The sequence below is a fragment of the Mycobacterium sp. E2238 genome (assembly GCF_001672665.1).
Taxonomy (GTDB): Bacteria; Actinomycetota; Actinomycetes; order Mycobacteriales; family Mycobacteriaceae; genus Mycobacterium.
In genome coordinates this window covers 1-24,136 of sequence record NZ_LZKF01000263.1, presented here as the reverse complement: position 1 = coordinate 24,136, position 24,136 = coordinate 1, and the positions used below count along the sequence as shown (strand labels likewise).

The window sequence follows — 24,136 nt, the reverse complement described above, 5'->3', positions numbered from 1 at the left end:
CGTGACGGTTCAGCTCAGGTAACCCTCGACCTCGCCGGGCGGACGAACCTCGGCCTCCCGCGGGTCACCGCCGGTTTCACGCAGCGCCCGGCGCTGCCGCAGCAGGTCCCAACACTGGTCCAGCTCGACCTCCAGTCGGCGCAGGCGGTCGTGTTCCTCCGATTCGGAGATGTCGCGGTGTTGCAGCTGCTCCCGCAGGGCTTTCTCCTGTGCGACCAGGTCGCGGATGTGTGCCAGGGTCTCGCTGTCGGTCGGTTTCTTGCCGTTGGCCATCGCTCCAGTGTGCCCGACCGGGCGGGGGCCGAATCGCCAGGTTGCCCGTCGCCTGCCCGACGTACAGCGGGGACCAACGAATCCACGAACGCGAAAGCCTTGTGCCAGAGCCGTTTTCGGAACCGGCCATGCCGGGGATCTCGGCGGCTGCGCTAGCTGGGCCCCGGAAGGCGCAGCACCAGGCGCGCACCGCCCAGCGGGCTGCTCTCCAGTGCAGCGGTTCCGCCGTGCAGGTGGGCCTGCTGGGCCACCAACGCCAGCCCCAGGCCCGACCCGGAATGGGAGGCGGTCGACCCGCGGGAGAACCGCTCGAAGACCACTTGGCGTTCGTCTTCGGGTACGCCGCTGCCGTTGTCGTCGATGGCGATCTCCACCCCGGCGCGGGAGCTGACCGCCGAGAGGCGGACGCGGGTCGCGCCGCCGTGCTTGACGGCATTGGCGATCGCGTTGTCCACCGCGAGGCGCAATCCGGCCGGCAATCCCATGATGATGCACGTCGGCGACGGCACCAGTGACACGTCGAGGTCGGGGTAGATGCGCATCGCGTCGTGGGCGGCGCGGTCAAGGAGCTCGGTGATGTCGACCGGCACCTGATCGTCGGATGTCGACAGCTCGCCCTGGGCCAGCCGCTCGAGGGCGCTCAGCGTGGCCTCGATCCGCGACTGGGTGCGGATGACGTCGCTCAGCACCTCTTTGCGCTGGTCGTCGGGCATGTCCAGGGTGGCAAGCACCTCGAGGTTGGTGCGCATCGCCGTCAAGGGCGTGCGCAGCTCGTGCGACGACACCGCGGCGAAGTCGCGGGCCGACGCAAGCGCCTCCTTGGTCCGGATCTGCTCATCCCAGATGCGCTGCAGCATGCCCCGCATGGCCTCGGCGATCTCGACGGCCTCGGTGGCGCCGTGCACCTCCACCCGAGGCGCCTCGTCGCCGGCGTCGATCGATCGAGTCTGCTGCGCGAGCTGCTTGAACGGGCGAACCGCGAACGCGGCCAGCAACCAGGCGAACACCGCCGCCGCGCCAATGGCGAAGCCGCAGATCAGCAGGACGCGCCGGTGCAGGTTGTTGGTTTCGGCGAGGGTCGCGTCATACGTCGCGCCCACGGCCAGCGACGTGGGCTCCGGCGCGGGAATCTCCACCGTCCGCACCCGGTATCGCACGCCTTTGACGTATGCGTCGGCGTAATCGACGTCCAGCCTGGGTAGCGTCACGTCGGAGTTCGACTTGACCTGGTCGCCGCGGCGGACCGTCATGATGGCGTCGTTGTCGTTGGGGGAGCGCGGGATCTCGTCGAGACCGCGCGGCAGGAAAGGGATCGCGAAGCCGGCGGCCTCGTCGAGGCGGCGGTCCAGCCGCTCCTTGCGGTCGTTGGTGATGCCCACCCAGACGACGATCCCGACGATGAGCACGGGAATGGCGGCGCCGATGGCGGTCGCGACCACGACCCGCGCGCGTAGCGAAGGCGTACGGGTCAGGATGCGGGATAGAAAATTCATGACACCCGCCTGGTTACTGCATACGCAGCACGAACCCTACTCCGCGAACGGTGTGCAGCAGCCGGGGACCGCCGTTGGCCTCGAGCTTGCGGCGCAGGTACCCGATGAATACGTCGACGACGTTGGTGTCGGCGGCGAAGTCGTAACCCCACACCAGTTCCAGGAGCTGCGCGCGGGACAGCACCGCGGTTTTGTGCTCGGCCAACACCGCCAGCAGGTCGAACTCACGCTTGGTCAGGTCGACGTCGACGCCGTTGACGCGGGCGCGCCGGCCGGGGATGTCCACCTCCAGCGGGCCCACCGTGATGGTTTCCGAGGAGGACGTCGCGGTCGCGCCGCGACGGCGCAGCAACGCCTTCACCCGCGCGACAAGCTCGGCCAACACGAACGGTTTGACCAAGTAGTCGTCGGCGCCGGCCTCGAGCCCGGCGACCCGGTCGTCGACCGAGCTGCGGGCGGACAGCACGCAGACCGGGACGTCGTTGTCCATCGCCCGCAGCGCGGTCACGACGCTGACGCCGTCCAGCACCGGCATGTTGATGTCGAGCACGATCGCGTCCGGCCGGGTTTCGGTGGCGCTGCGCAAGGCTTCGGCGCCGTCGACCGCGGTCGACACCTCGAATCCGGACAGCCGCAGGCCGCGTTCCAGCGACGCGAGCACATCGGAGTCGTCGTCGACGACCAAGACGCGGGGTGAGGTGCCACCAGTGTCCATGTCGCCCATCTTGCCTGATTGTTGATCGTGGCGGTGCCAAGGCCGGGCCGCCGATGCCTAAAAGGTTACGTTTTCGACGCTGCGCCGCAACTGCCCGTTGGTAGGGACGTGCGATCCCGAGATCGGTTGGTGCGACGTGGCATTCGCGTCCGGAGTGGCCGATTTCTGATGATGTTGCCGCCGTGAAGGTTTGGGTCATTCCACGGAGAGTCCGCTCAGCCGCACCGCCAGCTGCCGGCGCACCGCGGGAACCCCCGCCGCCAGGCGCATTCCCGTGTTGCGCAGGGGGCGCAACAGGCGCGGCAGGGTTGCGACCCGGGTCAGCCGTCCCGTCAGTTTCAGTACCCGCTCGGCGCGGCGGCGCTGCGCGGTGCTGTACGCATCCAGCGCGGCCTCCGGGGCGCCCCCCAGGACTTCGGCGAGGGCCCCGGCCAGCGCCACCGCGTCGGTGATGCCGAGGTTCATGCCCTGGCCCCCGGCCGGGCTATGCACATGCGCCGCGTCACCGGCGAGCAGCAATCGGCCGGCGCGATAGGTGTCGGCGACGCGGTGATGGATGTGGAACCGCGAACCCCAGACCAGCTCGGTGACGACCGTCTGCCCTGGCCCGAATCCTCGGGTGTCGAGCAGGGCCTGCACAAACTGCGCCGACGGCAGCTGCGGCGCGTCGCCGGTCGGCGCGACGACACGGAAGATGCCACCGGGCAGCGGGGCCAGCACCGCCAGGCCGTCTTGGCCGTAGAACAGGATCACCTCGTTGCGGGGTGCTTCACCGGTTACTCGAACGTCGGCGAGGGTGAAAGCCTCGGCGAATTCGCCACCGGCGAAGCCGATTCCGGCTTGAGTCCGGACGGTGCTGTTCATGCCGTCCGCGCCGACGGCGTAGCCCGCCCTGATGGTGTCGCCGTCGTCGAATGTGGCCGTCACGCCGGCGGCGTCCTGGCGGATGCGGCTCAGCGTCTTGGGGCGGACCACGTCGCCGCCCAACTCCTGGAGTCGCTCGAGCAGCAGCCGTTCGGTGTCGGCCTGGGACAGCATCAGCGTGTACGGGTGGTCCGTCGGCAGCTCACTGAAGTCGACGGGGATCAGGATGCGCCGGCCCTCCCGCATGGTGAATCGCGGTGCGATCAGCCCCGCCTTGACCATGCGCCGGGCCACGTCGAGCTCCTCGAGCACCTCGAGGGTGCGGGCGTTGACGGCGGCGGCACGGGACGTGTTCGCGCCCTCGGCCAACTTGTCGACCACGACCGCCCGGATTCCGCGCCTGAGCAGTGTGGCGGCGAGCGTGAGGCCGGTCGGGCCCGCGCCTACCACCAGGACATCGGTGTCTTTCATGGTCCGCTCCTCTCTCGGTGCGTTTAGTCAACGCTTGTTGGCATACCCCCATGCTTGCGTGCCGGTGGAGCAATGTCAACAGTTGTTGGCCTACAATCGTTGACATGAGACGGTCGTCCGATGAGACCAAGGCAGTGATCCTGGCGGCCGCCCGCGAGCGGTTCGGCGCGGTCGGCTTCCAGGGGGCGACGATCCGGGCGATCGCCGCCGACGCGGGGATCGATCCCGCGATGGTCATGCGGTACTACGGCAGCAAGGACAAGCTGTTCGCCGCGGCCGCCGAGTTCGACTTGCGGTTCCCCGATCTCGCTTCGATCGACCCGGCGCAGGTCGGGCGGTCGCTGGTGCGCCACTTTCTCGAACGCTGGGAGGGCGACGAGGCGCTGGTGATCCTGCTGCGGTCCAGCGCCACCAACGGCGAGGCGGCGCAACGGATGCACGAGATCTTCGGAACCCAGATCCGGCCGCTTGTCGGCTCGCTTGTGCCGTCGGAGGAAGTCGCCGTGCGCGCGGGGCTGATCGCGACCCAGATCCTGGGGATGGCGTTGTGCCGCTTCGTGTTACGGCTACCGCCCATCGTGGAGATGACCCGCGACGAGATCGTCGACTGGCTCGGCCCGACCATTCAGCGCTACCTCGGGCTACCCGATGGCTGACGCGCGAGACATAAACCACGGTGACGTTTTGCGGCGTGTCGTGTGCGTGGTTTCTGTGTCGCGGCGGTCCGCCGCCGCTCAGGGCAATCCGATGCGGCGGTAGCGCTGCAGGCGGGCCGTCAGCCGCTCGCCCGCGGGGAGCGCCCGCAGCGCGTGCACCTCGGCGGCGATGGCGCGCGAGAGTCGCTGGCAGAACTCGATCGGCTCGTCGGCGGCGTCGGGATGTTCCGGCACGACGGCGTCGACGATGCCCGACGCCAGCAGGTCGAGCGACCGGATGCCTTGCGCGGCAGCAAGTTCGGCGGCGTGAGCGGTGTCTCGGAAGACGATCGCGCTGGCGCCCTCCGGCGGGAGCGGGGCGAGCCACGCGTGCAGCGCGGCCAGCACCCGATCTGCCGGCACCATCGCCAGCGCCGGCCCGCCGCTGCCCTGGCCGAGCAGCACCGACACCGTCGGGGTATCGAGGGTCACCAGCTCGGCCAGGCACTGGGCGATCTGGCCGGCCAGCCCGCCCTGTTCGGCCTCGGCCGACAGCGCGGGGCCGGCGGTGTCGATCACCAGCACCAGCGGAAGGCGCAGCTCGGCGGCCAGCGCCATGCCGCGCCGGGCCTCGCGCAGCGAGGCGGGCCCGACCATCCCACCCGTCACCCGCTGCTGCCCGAGCACCACCGCGGGCTGGCCGGCGAAACGGGCCAGCGCCAGCAGGGTCGTCGCCGCTTCGCCCTGCCCCGTGCCCGACAGCAGCACCCGATCGGTGGCGCCGTGGCGCAGCAGCAGCCCCACACCCGGCCGGTCGGGGCGGCGCGACGCCACCACCGAGTCCCACGCCGGCACGTCGGGCAGCGATTCGGCCGGCCCCGCCGCCGGGAGGGGCTCGGGTGGGTCGGCGATGACGGTCAGCGCCCGGTCCAGCGTCCGGCGCAGCTCGCCGACCGGGACGACCCCGTCGATCACGCCGTGGCGCTGCAGGTTCTCCGCCGTCTGGACGCCTTCGGGGAACGGCTCGCCGTAGAGCAGCTCGTACACCCGGGGTCCGAGGAAGCCGATCATGGCGCCCGGTTCGGCGACGGTGACGTGGCCGAGCGATCCCCACGACGCGAACACCCCGCCGGTGGTGGGATTGCGCAGGTAGACCAGGTAGGGCAGGTGGGCCTGCTTGTGCAGGCGGACGGCGGCGGCGATCTTCACCATCTGCAGGAATGCGACCGTGCCCTCCTGCATGCGGGTGCCGCCGGAGCTCGGCGAGGCCAGCAGCGGCAGGCCCTCGGCGGTCGCTCGCTGCACCGCGGCGGTGATCCGCTCAGCCGCGGCCACCCCGATCGAGCCGCCGAGGAAGCCGAACTCGCAGACCACCACCGCCACCCGGCGCCCGTAGATGCGCCCCTCGCCCGTCAGCACCGATTCGTCCAGGCCGGTGGCCGCCCGCGCGTCGGCCAGCTCTCGCGCGTAGGCCTCGCCGGCCCGCACCGCGAGCGGCTCGCCGTCCCAGCGGATGAAAGAGCCCTCGTCCAGCACCGCGTCGCGCAGCTGAGCAGCCGTGATACGACTCACGACACGAGGCTATATAGGGTGGCTGCCATGATCGGTGTTACCCAGGCCGAAGCCGTGCTGACGATTGAGCTGCAGCGGCCCGAGCGCCGCAACGCTCTGAATTCCCAGCTCGTCGAGGAGCTGCGCGAAGCCTTCCAGAAGGCGAGCGACGGCTCCGTCCGGGCCATCGTGCTGACCGGTCAGGGCACGGCGTTCTGCGCCGGCGCCGACCTGAGCGGCGACGCGTTCGCCGCCGACTATCCCGACCGGCTCATCGAGTTACACAAGGTGATGGACACGACGCTGATCCCGGTGATCGCCGCCATCAACGGCCCCGCCATCGGTGCGGGCCTGCAGCTGGCCATGCAATGCGATCTACGGGTCGTCGCACCGGACGCGTTCTTCCAGTTTCCGACATCGAAATATGGCCTGGCACTTGATAACTGGAGCATTCGCCGGTTGTCTTCACTGGTCGGGCACGGGCGGGCCCGCGCGATGCTGCTGGCCGCCGAAAAGCTGACCGCCGACGCCGCGCTGCAGACCGGAATGGCCAACCGCATCGGAACGCTGGCCGACGCCCAAGCGTGGGCCGCCGAGATCGCCGGCCTGGCACCGCTGGCGATTCAGCATGCCAAGCGGGTGCTGAACGACGACGGCGCCATTGAGGAGGCCGGGCCCGTGCACAAGGAGCTGTTCGACAGGGCGTGGGGGAGCCAGGACGTCATCGAGGCCCAAGTCGCCCGCATCGAGAAGCGACCGCCAAAGTTCCAGGGGGCCTAACCGTCATGCTGCGGGGGGCGCTGCGATTGGCCGCCGGCACGGCTTCGCTGGTGGCCGGCAGCTGGGTGGTGCGGGCGCTGCACGGCGCACCGGCGGCCCTCGGCGCCCATCCCGCCGCGATCAGGGCGGTGGCGGAGGGGTCACCGAACTACCGCGACGGCGCATTCGTCAACCTCGACCCCGCCTCCAATTTCACGATGGATCGCGAAGAGCTGCGGCTGGTCGCGTGGGAGCTCATCGGCAATCGGGGAGTGAGCCGGCCTTCAGCGCCAATCCCGTTGGCCGCTCCGGCGATCTACGACGGTGACCCCGGCCGGCTCGCCGTCAGCTGGTTCGGTCACTCGACGGCGCTGCTGGAAATCGACGGTTACCGGGTGCTCACCGACCCGGTCTGGAGCGACCGGTGCTCACCGTCGGACATCGTCGGACCACAGCGGCTGCACCCGCCGCCGGTGCAACTGGAAGGGCTGCCCGCCGTCGACGCGGTCGTGATCAGCCACGACCACTACGACCACCTCGACATGGACACGGTGACGGCGCTGGCCCACACGCAGCGGGCCCCGTTCTTCGTGCCGCTCGGTGTCGGCGCGCACCTGCGCGCGTGGGGGATACCGGAGCACCGCATCGTCGAGCTCGACTGGCATCAGAGCGGTCTGGTCGACCAGCTGACCGTGACTTGCCTTCCGGCGCGGCACTTTTCGGGTCGCTTCCTGGACCGCAATACCACGCTGTGGGCGTCGTGGACATTCGTCGGCCCGAATCATCGCGCCTACTTCGGCGGCGACACCGGCTATACCAAGAGCTTCGCGCAGATCGGCGCCGACCACGGACCGTTCGACCTGACCCTGTTGCCCATCGGCGCCTACAACACCGCGTGGCCGGACGTCCACATGAACCCCGAGGAAGCGGTGCGGGCGCACCTGGACCTCACCGGCGACGGGCTGCTCGTGCCGATCCATTGGGGCACTTTCCGGCTGGCTCCCCACCCGTGGGCCGAGCCGGTTGAACGCCTGCTCGCAGCCGCTGAACCGGAAAACGTCAAAGTGGCGGTCCCCGCCCCCGGCCAACGCATCGATCCCGCGGCGCCGCCGAAATCGAACCCCTGGTGGCGGCTCTGATTCGGGGGTCTGCCGACCCCGGGCGTTAGAGTTCCGCCATGACGAAACGCGCGGCCGCGGCCGTTGCCACGGTGCTGCTCGGTCTGACCGGTTGTGGGGCCACCCGACAGGCATCCAGCCCGCCCGCGCTTTCGGACGCGCCCCCCAACGAGGTGTCGGGTCTCGCGATCCCCGCCGGCCGAATCGACGAGGCGGTCGCCAAGGTCGACGGCCTGGTCGGCGACCTGATGAAGAGCACCGGTGTCCCGGGCATGGCCGTCGCCATCGTTCACGGTGGAAAGGTGCTGTACGCCAAAGGATTCGGCGTCAAGGATGTGGGCAAGGGGGAGGGTCAGGACAACAAGGTGGACGCCGACACCGTTTTCCAGTTGGCCTCGGTGTCCAAGTCGGTCGGCTCGACGGTGGTCGCGCACGAGGTCAGCGACAACGTTGTCGCGTGGGACACCCCGGTGGCATCCAAGCTGCCGTGGTTCACGCTGAGCGATCCCTACGTCACGGGCCACGCCACCGTCGCCGACCTGTACTCGCATCGCTCCGGGCTGCCCGACCACGCCGGTGACAAACTCGAAGACTTGGGCTACGACCGTCGGCAGACCCTGGAACGGCTGAAGTACCTGCCGCTGGCCCCGTTCCGAATCAGCTACGCCTACACCAACTATGGGGTAACCGCAGCGGCCGAGGCGGTGGCCGCCGCGGCGGGCAAGTCCTGGGAGGACCTGTCCAACGAGGTGCTCTACCGCCCCCTGGGGATGACGTCGACCAGTTCGCGGTTCGCCGACTTCGTCGCACGACCCAACCATGCGGTCAACCACATCAAGATCGCCGACAGGTGGGAGGCCCGATTCCAGCGCGACCCCGATCCCCAGTCACCCGCGGGCGGAGTGAGCTCGTCGGTCAACGACATGGCCCGCTGGCTGATGATGTTGCTGGGCAACGGAACTTACAACGGCCAGCGGATCGCCTCGCCCGAAGCCTTGCTGGCCGCCACCAGCCCCCAGACGGTTTCGGCGCCCGCGAAAACGCCCCGGGCGCGCTCCGGGTTCTACGGCTACGGCTTCAACGCGTCGGTCGACTCGTCTGGGCGCACCGAATACAGCCATTCCGGCGCTTTCGATTTGGGGGCGGCGACAAACTTCGTGGTGATGCCCTCGGAGGACTTGGGCATCATCGCGCTGACGAATGGCGCGCCCTACGGCATCCCGGAGACGCTGACCGCCGAATTCATGGATCTCGTGCAGTACGGCCAGATCCGTGAGGATTGGGCAGCTCTGTACAAGAAGGCGATCGGCTGGCTGAACAACCCGGGGGGATCGCTGGTCGGCAAGCAGCCACCGGCCAGCCCCGCGCCGGCCAGGCCGCTCGGCGACTACGCCGGCGTGTATGCCAGCGATTACTGGGGCCCGGCCGTCGTCACCGAACACGACGGCTCGCTGCAGCTGGCGATGGGCCCCAAGAACCGGATGGTCACGCTGACGCACTGGGACGGCGACACCTTCACCTTCGGTTTGACCGACGAAAACGCCCCGCCCGGAACCGTTTCCAAGGCCACATTTTCTGGACGGACCCTAAACCTGGAGTACTACGACGCGGACAAGCTGGGAACGTTCACCCGATGATCGCCGGACTGACCGATGCCGAGGTGGCGCAGCGGGTCGCCGACGGTAAGAGCAACGCGGTCCGCGAACGCGCCACCCGCAGCATCACCGACATCGTGCGGGCCAACGTCTTCACCCGGATCAACGCGATACTGGGGGTGTTGCTGCTGATCGTGCTGGCGACCGGCTCGTTGATCAACGGGATGTTCGGCCTGCTCATCATCGCCAACAGCGTCGTCGGCATGGTCCAGGAGATTCGTGCCAAGCGGACGCTGGATGCCCTGGCCATCGTCGGGCAGGCGAAACCGTTGGTGCGCAGGCAATCCGGTACGCGCACCCTGCTGCCTTCCGAGGTGGTGCTCGACGACATCATCGAACTCGGCCCGGGGGACCAAGTCGTCGTCGACGGCGAGATCGTCGAAGAGGCGAATCTCGAGGTCGACGAGTCGTTGCTGACCGGGGAGGCCGATCCGATGGCCAAGGCAACCGGCGATGCGGTCATGTCGGGCAGCTTCGTCGTGGCGGGCACGGGCGCCTACCGCGCCACCAAGGTCGGGCCGGAGGCCTATGCCGCCAAGCTCGCCGAGGAGGCCAGCAAGTTCACGTTGGTCAAATCCGAACTGCGCAACGGGATTAACCGGATCCTGCAGTTCATCACCTACCTGTTGGTGCCGGCCGGCCTGCTGACGATCTACACCCAGTTTTTCACCACGCACGCGGGCTGGCGGCAGTCCGTGCTCCGTACCGTGGGCGCGCTGGTCCCGATGGTGCCAGAAGGGTTGGTCTTGCTGACGTCGGTCGCGTTCGCCGTCGGGGTGATCCGGCTGGGGCAACGGCGGTGCCTCGTGCAGGAGCTGCCGGCGATCGAGGGACTCGCCCGGGTCGATGTGGTCTGCGCGGACAAGACGGGCACCCTGACCGAGAACGGCATGCGCGTGGCGGGCGTCGAGGAACTCGACGCGGCACAGCGGCACCGGGTCGCGGACGCCCTAGCCGCGTTGGCCGCCGCCGACCCGCGGCCCAATGCCAGCATGCAGGCGATCGCCGAAAGCTACCAGCGCCCGCCCGACTGGATCGCCACGGCCACCGCGCCGTTCAAGTCGGCCACCAAGTGGAGCGGGGTGTCCTTCGGGGATGACGGCAACTGGGTGATCGGGGCGCCGGACGTGCTGCTTGATCCGGAGTCGACGGCGGCCGAGCAGGCCGAGCGGATCGGCGCGCAGGGGTTGCGGGTGCTGCTGGTCGGCACGGGCGACGTCGCCGTCGACCATCCGGACGCGCCGGGCCGGGTCACCCCCGTCGCGCTGGTGGTTCTCGAGCAGCGGGTGCGCCCGGACGCCGCGGACACCCTGGATTATTTTGCCGAGCAAGGTGTTTCGGTCAAAGTCATTTCCGGCGACAACGCGGTGTCGGTCGGTGCCGTCGCCGACAAGCTCGGGCTGCGCGGGGAGACGATGGACGCACGCCGGCTGCCGGCGGAACCCGCGCAATTGGCCGACGCGCTGGACGCCTGCACCACCTTCGGCCGGGTGCGGCCCGACCAGAAGCGGGCGATGGTGCACGCCCTGCAATCGCACGGGCATACGGTCGCGATGACCGGCGACGGCGTCAACGACGTCCTGGCGCTCAAGGATGCCGACATCGGCGTCGCCATGGGTTCCGGCAGCCCGGCGTCACGCGCGGTCGCCCAGATCGTGTTGCTGGACAACAGGTTTGCCACCCTGCCGTATGTCGTCGGCGAGGGCAGGCGCGTGATCGGCAACATCGAGCGGGTCGCCAACCTGTTCTTGACCAAGACCGTCTACTCGGTGCTGCTGGCGCTGCTGGTCGGCATCGAATGCCTGCTCTCGAAACCGCTCGACGCCGACCCCCTGCTGTACCCGTTTCAGCCGATCCACGTCACCATCGCGGCGTGGTTCACCATCGGGATCCCGTCGTTCATCCTGTCGCTCGCCCCCAATAACGAACGCGCCTACCCGGGTTTCGTGCGTCGGGTGCTGAGCTCCGCGCTACCCTCCGGGCTCATCGTCGGCACCGCGACTTTCGGGTCCTACCTGGTGGCCTATCACGGCCGGCACGCGACGTTCCAGCAACAGGAGCAGGCGTCTACCGCGGCCCTCATCACGCTGCTGATGACGGCGCTGTGGGTGCTCGCCGTGGTCGCGCGCCCCTACCAGTGGTGGCGGGTAGCGCTGGTGATCGGCTCCGGCCTGGCCTACGTGGTGATCTTCAGCATCCCGCTGGCCCGCCGGGCGTTCCTGCTCGACCCCTCCGATGTCGTGGTGACGTCGACCGCGGTGGGGATCGGCTTGCTGGGCGCCGGCGCCATTGAGGTGATGTGGTGGGTCCGGGCACGGGTGCTGGGCCTGCAGCCGCGGCTGTGGCGCGAGCCACCGGCCAAGTAGGATTTCGGCGGGGAAAGGACGGGTACATGGGATTCCTGGACAAGGCCAAAGACCTGCTGTCGCAGAACGCCGACAAGGTCGGAACCGCGATCGATAAGGCCGGCGAGTTCGTCGACGAGAAGACACAGGGCAAGTACTCCGACACCATCCACAAGGTGCAAGAAGAGGCCAAGAAAGCGGCCGAGTCCGCGGCCAAAGGCGACGACCAGAACTGAGCTCATGGCGAAACTCTCCGGATCCATCGACGTCCCGCTGCCACCCGAGGTGGCCTGGAAGCATGCGTCCGACCTGACCCGGTACAAAGATTGGCTGACAATCCACCGCGTGTGGCGCAGCAAGCTGCCCGATGACATCGACAAGGGCACGGTCGTGGAGTCGATCGTCGAAGTCAAGGGCATGTACAACCGAATCAGGTGGACGGTCGTGCGCTACAAGCCGCCGGAAGGCATGACGCTCAACGGTGACGGCGTCGGCGGCGTCAAGGTCAAGCTGATGGCCAAAGTTCAGCCCGCGGAAGAGGGCTCGATCGTCAGCTTCGACGTCCACCTCGGTGGCCCCGCCCTGTTCGGGCCCATCGGCATGATCGTCGCCGCCGCGCTGCGTGGCGACATCGACATGTCGCTGCAGAACTTCGTCACGGTATTCACCCGCCCCGACCCCGGGATGAACGGCTCCGGCGGTCGTCGCTGACCGACGGGCGCCACGCGAGCGTGACGGCGCCGAGGTCGGTCTCACGTCGGCTAATCTCGCTTGCATGACTCGCCGGCTGCGCCCTGGTTGGCTGGTGGCGCTCTTCGCCTTGGTGATTTCGGCCAGCGCCTGGCTGCCGTGGTTGACGACGGCGGTCAACGGCGGGGGCTGGGCAAACGCCATCGGAGGCGCCCACGGGAACTTGGAACTGCCGCGGGGGTTCGGCGCGGGCCAGCTCATCGTCCTGCTGTCCTCCGCGCTGTTGGTGACCGGGGCGATGGTCGGCCGCGGGCTGTCGGTCAGGCTCGCTTCGGTTGGCGCGCTGGTGATTTCGCTGTTGATCGTCGCGCTGACAGCGTGGTACTACAAGCTCAACGTCAATCCGCCGGTATCGGCCCAATACGGCCTGTACGTCGGGGCGGTCGCGGCGGTGTGTGCGGTCATCTGCTCGGTTGCGGCGGTCATCGCGGCGCTGGCTTCCGGTCGGTCCGGCCGCTGAGACCTCAGGGGGGCGAGGGGAACTCGTGCGTTCCCGAGGCCAAGCTGTCGCTCGGCTCGTTGACGCCGAACACGAAGGGCGCGAACACGATTTCGCGACCGTCCGGGTCGCGGTAGGTGACGGCGCCCGTCGCCGCCCAGTACGGATGCTGGTCGACGGGGTCGATCCCCGCCGCTTGCAGGCGGGCGATCGCCGCCTGTTGCGCCTGCGGGTCGGGGAAGTACAGGCACAGCTGTTCGTGGTGGTCCACGGCGACGGCCTCGACGGATTCCACGATCTCCAGGGTCAGATTCCAGCTGGGCAGGCCGAAGATGGCGCCGTTGCTGCCGTAACTGTCACCGAAGGTTTCGAAGAGCGGCAAGCCGACCAGCTCTCGGTAGAACCGCACCGTCTCCTGGAAGTTCGCCGACCGGCGCGCGAAGCGAATGCCGCCGATCGACGCCAGCTGTACCGGCCAGTGCGTGGTGCGGCGAGGATGCTGGGCGGCCATCACAAGCCGACCGCGCTTGCCGCCGACTCGGCGGTATCCCAGCGCCGCAGCTGGTGGCCGGCGGCCCACGTCGAATGGGTACCGCTCGAAATACGCTCCGGCAGTTGGAGTTTGCACACCGGGCCATCGGCGATCCGGGCGGCGTCGAAGACCACGCAATAGGAGGCGTCGGTGTTCATGTCGGTGGTGAGCGTGACCAGGTAACCGTCGTCCTCACCGGTGGCGCCGACCCGTGGCGCCATCGCCGTCTCGCTTCCATAGACGCCGTCGCCGAAGCGGAATTCCTGTTGGTTCCCGGTGCGCAGGTCGTGTTTGACCAGCCCGTCGAACAAGAACCAGCCCGGCTTGCCGGTGGCGGCATAGGCGTAGCGGTAGTCGCCCGCGGCATAGTCCGGGTTGATGGTGCCGAACTCGGTGATGGACTCCGAGAGCCGCTCCTCCCGCACCGCCCCGGTGGTCAGGTTGAAACGCCAACGATGCAGCCGCGACTGCAGGCGATCGAGCGCCAGGAACCGAAACAGCTTGTCCCACTTCGACCCGCCGGTGTCCAGCGGGGAGGGGTCGTCCTCGAAGAAGCCGTCGAGGACGATCTCGTCACCGTCCTCGTAGGCGTTGACGAAGTGCAGCACGAACGTCGGGGCCGCCTCGAACCACCGGATGTCACCGGTCCCACCGCGGCGGGGGAGGATCGCGAACCGCGATGGGATGTCGGGGTAGAAGCGCGGCAGGTGCACGTCGTGCTCGAGCAGGGCGGGGTCCCAGAACAGCGGAAAATCGTTGAGAATCACGTAGTTTTCGGTGAACGCCATATCGTGCGGCAGTCGCGGCCCTGGCAGCGGGATGTCCATGTAGTGGACCAGCTCGCTGTTCTCGTCGACCACGCCGTAGCGCATGTACGGCTCCCGCTTGCTGTAGTTGAAGAACAGCAATTCACCGGTTTTGCCGTCCACCTTCGGGTGCGCGGACACGCCCCAATCGGTCGGGAAGCGCCCGTTCCAGCTTTCCTTGCCCAGCGTCTCGCCCGAGTATGGATTGACCCGGTAGAGGTCGCCGCATTGGTAGAAGCTGGTCAGTGCGACGCCCCGGTGCACGATGACGTCGGTGCTCGACGCGTCCTTCATCCGGGTGCGGGCCCCCCACCCCTCCTCGCGCTTGGCCAATTGCACCGGCTCGGCCAGCCCCGGCCACAGCGGGCCAGCGGCTTCGTTCTCGGCCAGGAAGCCGTCGGTGCGGACAAAGCGGTTGCGGTAGAAGGCCTTTCCGTCGCGGAACCCGACCATGTGCAGCATGCCGTCGCCGTCGAACGGGTGATAGGTCTTCAGCGCCGGGTGCAGCGGATTCTCGGTGTTACGCAGGTAGATGCCGTCGAGGTCGCGCGGGATTTCCCCTTCCACGGCGGTGAGGTCGTCGGCGTCCCACTCGGTGGTCTGGGGACGCCACGGCCCGGTCCGGTACGGGTGGTCGTCGTCCTCGGGCAGCGTGGACAGGAACTTTCCGACGATCTCAACGTCCATGTCACACGCTTTCTGCTGTCCTGACAATGAAACTGACCGTGGTGGCGGTGCTGCCGCCGAAGTTGAGGGTGCCGAACGCTTTCGCGCCGTCTACCTGATACTCCCCGGCCGCGCCGCTGACCTGCTTGGCCGCGTCGAGCAGCATGCGCACGCCGGAAGCCCCGACAGGATGACCGCCGCCGATCAGCCCGCCGCTGGGGTTGATCGGCAGCCGGCCGCCGATCTCGATCTCGCCGTTTTCGATGGCCTTCCATGACTCACCGGGGCCGGTCAGCCCGATGTGGTCGATGGCCAGATACTCGCTGGGGGTGAAGCAGTCGTGCACCTCGTACCCGTCGAGGTGGTCGAGGCTCAGGCGGGCGCGGGCCAGCGCGTCGTGCACCGCGGCCCGCACGTGCGGAAGGACGTAGGGGTCGTCAGCGGCCCGGTCCAGCTTCTGCCGCAGACCCAGCCCCACCGTCCGGTGCCCCCAGCCCTCGATGCGCCCGATCGGGCGCGCATCCGGATGGTCGCGCAGATAGTCGGCGCCGACCAAAACCAATCCAGCGGCGCCGTCGGTCATTTGGCTGCAGTCGAAGCGCCGCAACCGGCCCTCGGTGATCGGATTGGCGGCGTCGTCGTCGGTGATGGGGTCGGGGACGGTCCATCCACGTGTCTGGGCGTTGGGGTTACGCCGCGCGTTGGCGAAGTTCAGCTGCGCGATCGCCCGCAGGTGTGCGTCGTCCAAGCCATAGCGCCGGTCGTACTCGTCGGCGACTTGGGCGAACATCGACGGCCACAGGTAACGCGCGTCGGCGCCCTCGTGACCCGTCCACGCGGCCGCACCCAGGTGCTGGGCCGCGGTGTCGCCGGGCACCGTCTTCTCGAGCTCAACCCCCACCACCAGCGCGGTGTCGTACGCGCCCGACCGCAGGTCGGCGATCGCCGACAGCGTCGCGATGCTGCCGGACGCGCACGCCGCCTCGTGCCGGGAGGCGGGAATGTCCCAGAGTTCGGCGCAGACCGTGGCCGGCATCGCCCCGAGGTGACCCTGGCCGGCGAACATCTCCCCGAAGGCGTTCGCGACATGGACCACTTGGATGTCGGCTGCGTTCACCCTGGCCGAGGCGAGCGTGCCCTGGACGACCTCCGCGGTCAGGTCGGCGAAGTCGCGGCCCTCCTTGGTGAGGTTGCGGGCGAAATCGGTTTGCCAACCGCCCAGGATCCACACACCCGCCGAGTCATCCATACGCCGCACGGTACTCCTGGAAAACCTCATCGTTCAGGCGTATCGCAGGCGGTCGCGGTCGAGAAGGTGCCCGAAATGGGGCGGCCCCGTCGGCTCTCGGGCTGAACCGACGGGACCTAGGCGTACGCGAAGGCCGGCCGACGCGTTCGCCTCTTATGGAACATTGCCCCGTACGGCGGCAGACAAACATGCGGACTCAACCTGATGCCGTGCGCGGCGAAACCATTTTGAACGCTTCGGGTTTGTCGCGGGCGGCTCGCGTCCGGGTTGGGACCGTGCCGGGCACCGCGAATCGGGCGCGCGCGGATACGCCCGTCTCGATTGACTGACGGCCGGGGACGGGTGCGTGAGCTTGTCGCTGCGAGGCGGACGCCACCGGAGGGAGAAGGGCCGCGCCGGGCCCGGCGAGGGAGCGGGTGAGGCGGGCGACGGCTGCCCGCCGGGCGGTGTTTCGACACGGTCACGGATCCGTACCTATCGACGCATCACTAGTCACAACAGTCGCGCTAATCACTATCGTCACATGAGCCAACTACGGACGTCAATGCGGTGTCCCCGCAGCTCGAAAGGTGTTAGATGTCGGCGATTCTTCGAAGTGTGTCGCTATCGATGGCGTCGGCGGCCGCTGTCGGACTCGTCTACGTGGTCGGCCCGGCGCCGACGGCCAATGCCACCCCGTGTGGAGCACCCGAAGCGAATGTGGAACCGCCGGCCGCGCAGCCGGCCGTGCCCGCACCCCAGCCCGTCGTCCAACCACCCACCGGGCGCAGACCCACCCACACCAATGACCAGGCGCCCCTGCCCAGGCTGGGACCGCTGATCTCCTCATTCCTCAAGCCGGCGGCCCCTCGACAGGCCGCGCCGATGCGACCGCAAGCGGAGGTCCTTCCGCCCGGCCCGAATCCTCCCGTCCCCGGTCTGCCACAACCGCCCAACGCCGGCCAGTTGCAGCCCAACGCGGCCCCGGTCCCGCCGCCGCAGCCGCCGGCGGAGGCGCCGCCCGTCTCGATTGCCGGGGCGCCCACATCGCTCGTCGACTGGGTGACCGGGCCCGACGGCCCGAACAAGACTCTGCAGCGTTTCAGCATTTCCGGCACCGACCTCGGTATCGCTTGGGACAACGGGGATCCGGTGAACCGTCAGGTGCTGATGGCCTTCGGCGACACCTTCGGCTACTGCAAGGTCAAGGGTCAACAGTGGCGCTACAACACGCTGTTCCGCAGCTCGGACCGGGATCTGTCGCATGGAATCCACATCGCGGAGGGCGTCCCCAACGACCGGTACTCCGGTTCACCGGTGTGGGCGCCGAGCCTGTCCAAGCAGGTCGTCAACACCATCCATAAGGCCGCCCACGAGACGGGGATCATTCCGACCGCCGGCATCTCGATCGGCAGGACGCAGTACATGAGCTACATGTCGATCCGGCAGTGGGGCAGAGACGGCGAATGGAGCACGAACTACTCGGCGATCGCACGGTCCAACGACAACGGGCAGAACTGGGGGATTTTCCCCACCTCGATCCGCACGGCCTCCGCGGACGCCATTCCGGGAGCCGGGTTCACCCCTGGTAACGAAAACTTCCAAATGGGTGCCTTCATGAAGGGCAACGACGGCTACCTGTATCAGTTCGGGACTCCGTCGGGACGTGGCGGTGCGGCGTTCCTGTCGCGGGTGCCGCCGGGTCAGTTGCCCGACCTCACCAAGTACCAGTACTGGAACGGCGACAACGGCGGCCGCTGGGTGCCCAACAACCCGGGCGCGGCGACGCCGATCTTCCCGGGCCCGGTGGGCGAAATGTCGGCGCAGTACAACAGCTATCTCAAGCAATACCTGGTGCTCTACACCAACGGCGGCAGCAACGACGTGGTGGCACGCACCGCGCCGGCACCGCAGGGGCCGTGGAGCCCTGAGCAGCCGCTCGTGTCGTCCTTCTCGATGCCCGGCGGCATCTATGCGCCGATGATTCACCCCTGGTCGTCGGGGCGGGACCTGTACTTCAACCTGTCGCTGTGGTCGGCATACGACGTGATGCTGATGCACACCGTCTTGCCCTAATCGTGATCGTGTCGCACCCCGAATAGTCGGTCAAGCAGGCGCACCCTGAATGAAGCGGGGGCCTAGCGAGAGAGGAGATCGAGGATGATCACTTTCGAGAACCCGGCCACGTCGACCGCCGGGAAGCCGCGGCGGCCAGACATCGAGGTGCGCATCGAGGGCGTGCGCCGCAGGGATGGCGCCGTCCGGCTCGGCATCATGCTCGACGGGCGGATGGCGACATAACCCAGCGCGTCGGCGCCGGCCGCGACGGCCGGGGCAGTATGTACGCGTGAGTTGGGCGAAGCGCGAAGCGAGGGCGCTCGCGGAGACGAGTCTGACCGGCGACGCGTTGCTCGCCGAGCTGGAAGACTATGTCCGCGCGAACAATCCGCAGTTGACGGACGTCCGGCTAGAGCGGGCGACCCCAACCGAGGAGTACGACGCCACCATCCGGCCGCCGAGGCGGTGGTACGACGTCACCTACCTGGCTGACGACGGTGAGGGATACGGCATTCGACCGTGAGCCCTGCGGCCGAAAGTCTTGCCGGTTTCAGACCGCAACGAGCTCGCGCCGTGACGATGCCGCCGGGTTCGAGAATTGCTGCCGATCATCTCAATCATCAGGGCGCTCGCAGCACCGTCTCGACGCTAGGGATTCGCTGAGGTACTTCCGTCGCTGAACCGCCGAGGCTACTCTGCTGAGAACACTGTTCTCGTGCAGCGAGTACGCCGAATCGGAAGGGCTGACGGTGAGCGAGTTCGACTACGTCGTGGTGGGTGGCGGGTCTGCGGGGTGCGTATTGGCTGATCGGCTCAGTGTGGACCCCGGCAACAAAGTCTTGCTCCTCGAGGCTGGCGGCACCGACCGCAACCCGTTGGTGTCAATGCCCAAGGGCTTCGCGTTTTTGATGAAAAACCCGCGCTACGTGTGGGAATACGACGTGGAACCGTTTGGGCCGCACCGACAGCAGGAGCATTGGGTCAGGGGCAAGCTACTCGGCGGGTCGAGTTCGATCAATGGGCTGGTCTACAACAGGGGGCAGGCGGCCGACTACGACGATATCGTCGCCCGCGGCAATCCCGGCTGGGGCTGGGACCAGATGCTGCGCGTCTTCCGGACTATCGAGGATCACAGTCTGGGCCCCTCCGCGGTCCGCGGCGCCGGCGGCCCCCTCGGTGTAAGCGTTATCAACACCCACGACGAGGTCTCCGAGGCGCTGATGGATGCCGCGACCACTCTGGGCATCAAGCGGGTCGAGGACATCAACGCCTCCGACGAGGAGCGCACGGGGTACACCGCGGCCACAATGCGGAAGGGTAAACGAGTCAACTCCGCGAGGGCTTTTCTGCACCCCGCTATGAAGCGGCCCAACCTCACGGTGCTGACCGGCGCAATCGCCCAACGAATCGTCTTCGAATCCGATCGCGCCGTGGGTGTGGAGGTGAGTTCGGCCAAGGGCAAGCAGGAGCTTCGAGCCTCCCGCGAGGTGATCATCTCGTGCGGGAGTTTGGCAACTCCGAAGCTGTTGCAACTGTCGGGGATTGGGCCGAAAGAAGTATTGACCGCGGCCGGCGTCGACGTCAGGGTGGACAGCCCGCGAATCGGCGAAGGATTGCGCGAGCACCGGTGCATACCGCTGCAGATGCGGCTCAAAGAGAACAAGGGCTACAACCGGTTTCTGTCCACCCCCGTTGGGCAGGCGCGCGCGGGGCTGCGCTATCTGACCACCCGCAAGGGGCCGATCGGCACCGCCGCCTACGACATGCTCAGTTTCATCCGCGCCGACCCGTCCAGCGAGCGGCCCGACGCCCAAGTGCTCATGACACCCTTCTCGTTGGGTGTCGGGCCCGTGGACGGGGGCATCGAAGGCCGGGCGGGCCTATCCCTCCTGGGCTTCGTTCTGCGGCCGACCAGTCAGGGCTCGGTGCGGATTCGATCGGCCGATCCCGGTCAGCCGCCGCGCGTCGAGGTCGCATACCTCGAAACCGATTACGACAAAAGGGTATCGGTGGCAATGTTCCGGCGCATGCGAGAGATCGTCGAGCAGCATCCCGTCACCGACATGATCTTTTCGGAGATCGAACCCGGTCCCGCGGTCGACGACGACGACAGCATCCTGCGGGCAGGACTGCTCTACGGCGGCGCCGGGTATCACGCGTCCGGGGCGTGCGCGATGGGGCCGGCGGAATCCGATCCGTTGGACGCCCGCCTGCGTGTGCGTGGGGTGCCCGGGCTGCGTGTCGTCGACGTGTCCATCCTGCCGACGATGGTGGCGGGCAATCTCAACGGCCCCATCATGGCGATGGCCTGGCGGGCCGCCGAAATGATCCTCGAGGACCGATGACCGATCGACAGTTAGGACAGTTGCCATGACCGCTGTGATGCAAGGGATCCGCGTCCTCGAGGTCGCCGAGCACACCTTCGTTCCCGCGGCTTCGGCGATCCTGTCCGACTGGGGCGCGGACGTGATCAAGGTGGAACCCGCCGAGCGCGGCGACGCGATGCGAGGCATCATGTCAACCGGCAACCTAGGCCTCGACGGTGGTGCGTGGCATCCGCTGCTTCAACATTCCAATCGCGGAAAGCGAAGCATCGGTTTGGATTTGAGCACGCCCGAAGGCGTCGGCATCCTCTACAAGTTGGCGGCGACCTGCGACGTCTTCCTGACCAACAAGCTGCCCGCGGTGCGTTCCAAGCTGCGCATCGACGTCGACGACATCCGGGCCGCCAATCCCAACATCGTTTACGTCCGTGGGTCAGGGTTCGGCTCGCGCGGCCCGGACGCCGATCGCGGGGGATACGACGTGCTGGGCTACTGGTGCCGCGCCGGGGTGGCCTACGGGGCCAAACCCGTTGAATTCGAGGCTATTCCGGGCCAACCGGCCCCCGCGTACGGCGACTCGATCGGCGCGATGACCATCGCGGGCGGCATCTCGGCGGCACTGCTGCATCGCGAACGCACGGGCCAGCCGCCGGTTGTCGACGTGTCGCTTCTCGCCACCGGGATGTGGGCGATGGGGGCCGCCATCGCGTTGTCGCACGAGTTGAACCATCCATGGGGCCAGTTCCCGGTCGGCACAGATGTGGGCAACCCGCTGGTGGCCACCTACCAGACCTCGGACGGGCACTGGTTGCAATTGGCGTGCCTGCAGGGATTTCACTACTGGCCCGAGACTTGTCGGGTGATGGGCCTGGCCGAATTGGTCGATGACGAGCGGTTCGCCGATGTCGCAAGCTTCGCCGCGAACAGCCCCGTCGCGAGGTCGATCCTCGCCGAGCGGTTCGCCTCTGCGCCGCTGGCCGAATGGAAGCAACGCCTCGGCGACTTCCGTGGCCAGTGGGCGCCGGTCCAGGACTCTATCGAGGTGACCGCCGACCCACAGGTCATCGCCAACGGGTATGTGGTGCAGGCCGAGGCCGCCTCGGGTGACAAGCACCCGCTGGTGGCCACGCCCGTCCAGTTCGACGAGGAGCCGGCACCGACGCGACGCGCGCCCGACTTCAACGAACACGGGGACGCGATTTTGACCGACGACCTCGGCATGGACTGGGACGACATCATCGATCTAAAGGTCAAGGGCGTCGTCGCGTGACCGCCGCCGACGCGTTGGTCGACGAGCTGCGTATCCGCGGGGTGATCGAGCGCTACTGCGCGTTACTCGACAGCGGCGCGACCGATGAACTGCTCGAATTGTTCGACGAGAGTTGTTCCTTCGCCGCGATGGGACGGACCTACCGGGGCCGCGCCGAGCTGGCGGCGCTGTGGGCGGGTCTGCGCCCCACCGACCGCCCTGGCACCCTGCATGCTGTCGTCAATCCCGTCATCACCGTCGACGGCGACCATGCGAGCGCTGTGAGTGGTTGGGCAATGCTGGACCGAAGCGGTCAGGCAGGTACGACGGTCATCGCCCTGGCGGGGCGCTACCTGGATAGATTGGCCCGCGGATCCGACGGGGTGTGGCGCTTCACCGATCGCCGCGTGCAGACCCTTGCCAGGCCGGCGGCGACGGCCGAACAACGCACGTGACGGCCCCGTGCGTCATCGAGATCTCTACATGTTCTCATCATGAGCACTACTTGTATCCGTTAGCCGAGGCCAACGTTATCGGCTAATGGAAACGCCGACTCGCTACGCTGTGGTGTGTGAGCAAATCAGGCACCGACGTATCGGCCTGGTTGACGTCGGCGCCACGGCCGGAGTCGCGCTGGCGGGTGCGCTCGACGGAGCGGGCGACCGAGGATGTGCGCAAACGGGCTCAGGCGCGCAGCGACCGGTTCCTGCACATCGCGCTGGAACTGCTCAGTGAGGGAGGCGCGGAAAATCTCTCCGTCCGAAAGGTCGTCGAACGATCAGGCATGTCACTGCGGTCTTTCTACCAATCGTTCAGCGGTACCGACGACCTTTTCCTGGCCATCTACGAAGAAGCCACGCTCGGCGGCCTCGAGCGGCAGCTGGCCGCGGTCGCCGAAGCGGGCACTGACCCGCTGGATCGCCTTCGGGCCTTCATGCAAGCCGAGTGGTTGGCGTCCGATCCGGCCCCGCCACTGTTGCAGCGCTCGTTGGTCAGCTTTCATCAGCGGCTCAGCGAAACCCGTCCGGCCGAGCTTTCGGCCTTGCTTCAGCCCCAGCACCGAGCGCTGACCGAGCTACTTGCCGCGTGCCGTGACGCCGGTATGCGCAGTCCGCCGCTAGATGATTCGACGATCGCGTCGATCTTGCTGCACACGACGATGGAGATGTTGCAAGCGCGCGTGCTCGGCTTCTATGTGGGCGAGAACGTCGCGTTCGACCAGTTCTGGACCTTCTTGGAAACCGCCTTTACCCGGCCCTGACCGGGGCGCGAAAGGCGCGCACCCGGACAAGGTCTGTACTGGGTATCGCAAGCATTGCCTGGGGCTGCGGCGTCGGCTAGCCTCGCATGAGAACGGTGTTCTTCTATAGCGGATACACCGACTCGGACTGCGAGGAGAGTTTGCGGTGAATCTTGACGACATGATCTTGGTGAGCATCGATGACCACGTGATCGAACCGCCGGATATGTTCAAAGGCCATGTCCCCCAGAAGTGGGCGGACCAGGCGCCAAAGGTCGAGCGCAGCCCGGAGGGCATTGATCGCTGGGTATTTCAGGGCATCGAGACCTCGACGCCGTTCGGCATGTGCGCGGTGGTCACGTGGCCCAAAGAGGAATGGGGCTTCAACCCCGGCGTGTTCTCCGAGATTCGGCCCGCCTGCTACGACGTCAACCTGCGGGTGCGCGATATGGACGCCGGGGGCGTCCTCGCGTCCATGAACTTCCCGACCATGGCGGGGTTCAACGCGCGGACGTTCTGCGAGGCGGCGGACAAGGACCTCGCGCTGATCATGCTGAAGGCCTACAACGACTGGCACGTCGACGAGTGGTGCGGATCGCATCCGGGCCGGTTCATCCCGATCGGCATTGTGCCGATGTGGGATCCGGAATTGTGCGCGGCCGAGGTGCGGCGTCTGGCCGACAAAGGCTGCAAGGCCATCAGCGTGAGCTGGGTGGGCAGGATGATGTGATGGTCGATCGGAGCGTCAGGCGCCAGCGTGATCAGGCCGCCGCTGGCCCCGATGTGCATGCACAGCACGCTGCCCGTCTCCGACATCGCGGTCAGCATCGGGTCCCAGTGCTCGTTGTGAAAGCTGGGGAAGCCGAAAGCGTGCGGTGCCTCGAGGAAGCTGATGGCCTTGCAGCCTTTGTCGGCCAGACGCCGCACCTCGGCCGCGCACAATTCCGGATCCCACATCGGCACAA

At 67.7% G+C, this 24,136-nt stretch carries 24 protein-coding genes; 16 read left to right on the top strand and 8 right to left on the bottom strand.

Translation table 11 applies throughout. The features are described 5' to 3' along the window. Positions 1-9: 9 nt before the first annotated feature. From A5711_RS25770 to A5711_RS25755, 4 genes are all read right to left on the bottom strand, one after another. Complete coding sequence (locus A5711_RS25770) at positions 10-273, bottom strand: DUF2630 family protein (RefSeq protein WP_067951492.1); 264 nt, start codon at positions 271-273, stop codon at positions 10-12. Positions 274-425: 152 nt separating this feature from the next. Continuing rightward, on the bottom strand, positions 426-1,766 hold the full coding sequence (locus A5711_RS25765; RefSeq protein ID WP_067951491.1) for a HAMP domain-containing sensor histidine kinase: 1,341 nt from the start codon (positions 1,764-1,766) through the stop codon (positions 426-428). Between the two features lie 13 nt (positions 1,767-1,779). Then, on the bottom strand, positions 1,780-2,490 hold the full coding sequence (prrA, locus tag A5711_RS25760) for a two-component system response regulator PrrA (RefSeq protein WP_156673443.1): 711 nt from the start codon (positions 2,488-2,490) through the stop codon (positions 1,780-1,782). 186 nt (positions 2,491-2,676) lie between these two features. Further along, on the bottom strand, positions 2,677-3,816 hold the full coding sequence (locus A5711_RS25755) for an FAD-dependent oxidoreductase (protein WP_067951489.1): 1,140 nt from the start codon (positions 3,814-3,816) through the stop codon (positions 2,677-2,679). A gap of 104 nt (positions 3,817-3,920) precedes the next feature. Between A5711_RS25755 and A5711_RS25750 the strand changes: the two genes are divergently transcribed. Then, a complete protein-coding gene (locus A5711_RS25750) occupies positions 3,921-4,472 on the top strand; it encodes a TetR/AcrR family transcriptional regulator (RefSeq protein ID WP_067951487.1) in 552 nt (183 codons plus the stop codon). A gap of 78 nt (positions 4,473-4,550) precedes the next feature. On the opposite strand, the gene A5711_RS25745 is transcribed toward A5711_RS25750, so the two are convergent. Further along, positions 4,551-6,023: a carboxyl transferase domain-containing protein gene (locus A5711_RS25745; protein WP_067951486.1), complete on the bottom strand. Its 1,473-nt coding sequence runs from the start codon at positions 6,021-6,023 to the stop codon at positions 4,551-4,553. 27 nt (positions 6,024-6,050) lie between these two features. Between A5711_RS25745 and A5711_RS25740 the strand changes: the two genes are divergently transcribed. The 7 genes from A5711_RS25740 to A5711_RS25710 all read left to right on the top strand — a co-directional run bounded on the left by A5711_RS25740 (position 6,051) and on the right by A5711_RS25710 (position 13,089). Continuing rightward, complete coding sequence (locus tag A5711_RS25740) at positions 6,051-6,782, top strand: enoyl-CoA hydratase (RefSeq protein ID WP_067735701.1); 732 nt, start codon at positions 6,051-6,053, stop codon at positions 6,780-6,782. 5 nt (positions 6,783-6,787) lie between these two features. Next, a complete protein-coding gene (locus A5711_RS25735; RefSeq protein ID WP_067951484.1) occupies positions 6,788-7,900 on the top strand; it encodes an MBL fold metallo-hydrolase in 1,113 nt (370 codons plus the stop codon). 38 nt (positions 7,901-7,938) lie between these two features. Then, entirely contained in the window at positions 7,939-9,516 is a 1,578-nt protein-coding gene (locus A5711_RS25730) for a serine hydrolase (RefSeq protein WP_067951482.1), read from the top strand. After that, positions 9,513-11,900: a cation-translocating P-type ATPase gene (locus tag A5711_RS25725; protein ID WP_067951480.1), complete on the top strand. Its 2,388-nt coding sequence runs from the start codon at positions 9,513-9,515 to the stop codon at positions 11,898-11,900. Before A5711_RS25730 ends, A5711_RS25725 begins: the two co-directional genes overlap by 4 nt. A 26-nt stretch (positions 11,901-11,926) precedes the next feature. After that, entirely contained in the window at positions 11,927-12,115 is a 189-nt protein-coding gene (locus A5711_RS25720) for an antitoxin (RefSeq protein ID WP_067951478.1), read from the top strand. A 4-nt stretch (positions 12,116-12,119) separates the two neighbouring features. Then, a complete protein-coding gene (locus tag A5711_RS25715) occupies positions 12,120-12,590 on the top strand; it encodes an SRPBCC family protein (RefSeq protein ID WP_067951476.1) in 471 nt (156 codons plus the stop codon). 64 nt (positions 12,591-12,654) lie between these two features. Further along, the gene (locus A5711_RS25710) at positions 12,655-13,089 is read left to right on the top strand and encodes a hypothetical protein (RefSeq protein ID WP_067951474.1); all 435 of its coding nucleotides are present in this window, start codon (positions 12,655-12,657) and stop codon (positions 13,087-13,089) included. 4 nt (positions 13,090-13,093) lie between these two features. Here A5711_RS25710 and A5711_RS25705 read toward each other — a convergent pair whose 3' ends face one another. Genes A5711_RS25705 through A5711_RS25695 form a run of 3 tightly spaced genes read right to left on the bottom strand, consistent with a single transcriptional unit; the run spans position 13,094 to position 16,321 of the window. Beyond that, a complete protein-coding gene (locus A5711_RS25705) occupies positions 13,094-13,579 on the bottom strand; it encodes a VOC family protein (protein WP_067951472.1) in 486 nt (161 codons plus the stop codon). After that, positions 13,579-15,093 (bottom strand): carotenoid oxygenase family protein, encoded by a 1,515-nt coding sequence (locus tag A5711_RS25700; protein WP_067951470.1) that lies wholly within the window; start codon positions 15,091-15,093, stop codon positions 13,579-13,581. Before A5711_RS25700 ends, A5711_RS25705 begins: the two co-directional genes overlap by 1 nt. Before the next feature lies 1 nt (position 15,094). After that, positions 15,095-16,321: an acetyl-CoA acetyltransferase gene (locus A5711_RS25695; protein ID WP_067951468.1), complete on the bottom strand. Its 1,227-nt coding sequence runs from the start codon at positions 16,319-16,321 to the stop codon at positions 15,095-15,097. Positions 16,322-16,897: 576 nt separating this feature from the next. Between A5711_RS25695 and A5711_RS25690 the strand changes: the two genes are divergently transcribed. The 8 genes from A5711_RS25690 (at position 16,898) to A5711_RS25660 (ending at position 23,901) form a co-directional block, all read left to right on the top strand. Continuing rightward, positions 16,898-18,376: a DUF4185 domain-containing protein gene (locus tag A5711_RS25690; RefSeq protein WP_067951466.1), complete on the top strand. Its 1,479-nt coding sequence runs from the start codon at positions 16,898-16,900 to the stop codon at positions 18,374-18,376. Positions 18,377-18,460: 84 nt separating this feature from the next. Next, positions 18,461-18,601, top strand: a complete 141-nt coding sequence (locus A5711_RS27100; RefSeq protein ID WP_156673444.1) for a hypothetical protein — start codon at positions 18,461-18,463, stop codon at positions 18,599-18,601. 46 nt (positions 18,602-18,647) lie between these two features. Continuing rightward, the gene (locus A5711_RS25685; protein WP_067951464.1) at positions 18,648-18,881 is read left to right on the top strand and encodes a hypothetical protein; all 234 of its coding nucleotides are present in this window, start codon (positions 18,648-18,650) and stop codon (positions 18,879-18,881) included. A gap of 226 nt (positions 18,882-19,107) precedes the next feature. Continuing rightward, a complete protein-coding gene (locus A5711_RS25680; RefSeq protein ID WP_067951462.1) occupies positions 19,108-20,703 on the top strand; it encodes a GMC family oxidoreductase in 1,596 nt (531 codons plus the stop codon). Between the two features lie 25 nt (positions 20,704-20,728). Continuing rightward, positions 20,729-21,952 (top strand): CaiB/BaiF CoA-transferase family protein, encoded by a 1,224-nt coding sequence (locus tag A5711_RS25675; RefSeq protein WP_067951460.1) that lies wholly within the window; start codon positions 20,729-20,731, stop codon positions 21,950-21,952. Then, positions 21,949-22,386, top strand: coding sequence for a nuclear transport factor 2 family protein (locus A5711_RS25670; RefSeq protein ID WP_067951458.1), 438 nt, complete (start codon positions 21,949-21,951; stop codon positions 22,384-22,386). Before A5711_RS25675 ends, A5711_RS25670 begins: the two co-directional genes overlap by 4 nt. A 116-nt stretch (positions 22,387-22,502) precedes the next feature. Next, on the top strand, positions 22,503-23,192 hold the full coding sequence (locus tag A5711_RS25665; protein ID WP_067784112.1) for a TetR/AcrR family transcriptional regulator: 690 nt from the start codon (positions 22,503-22,505) through the stop codon (positions 23,190-23,192). A 145-nt stretch (positions 23,193-23,337) separates the two neighbouring features. Next, complete coding sequence (locus tag A5711_RS25660) at positions 23,338-23,901, top strand: amidohydrolase family protein (protein ID WP_156669854.1); 564 nt, start codon at positions 23,338-23,340, stop codon at positions 23,899-23,901. Positions 23,902-24,136 lie beyond the last annotated feature (235 nt).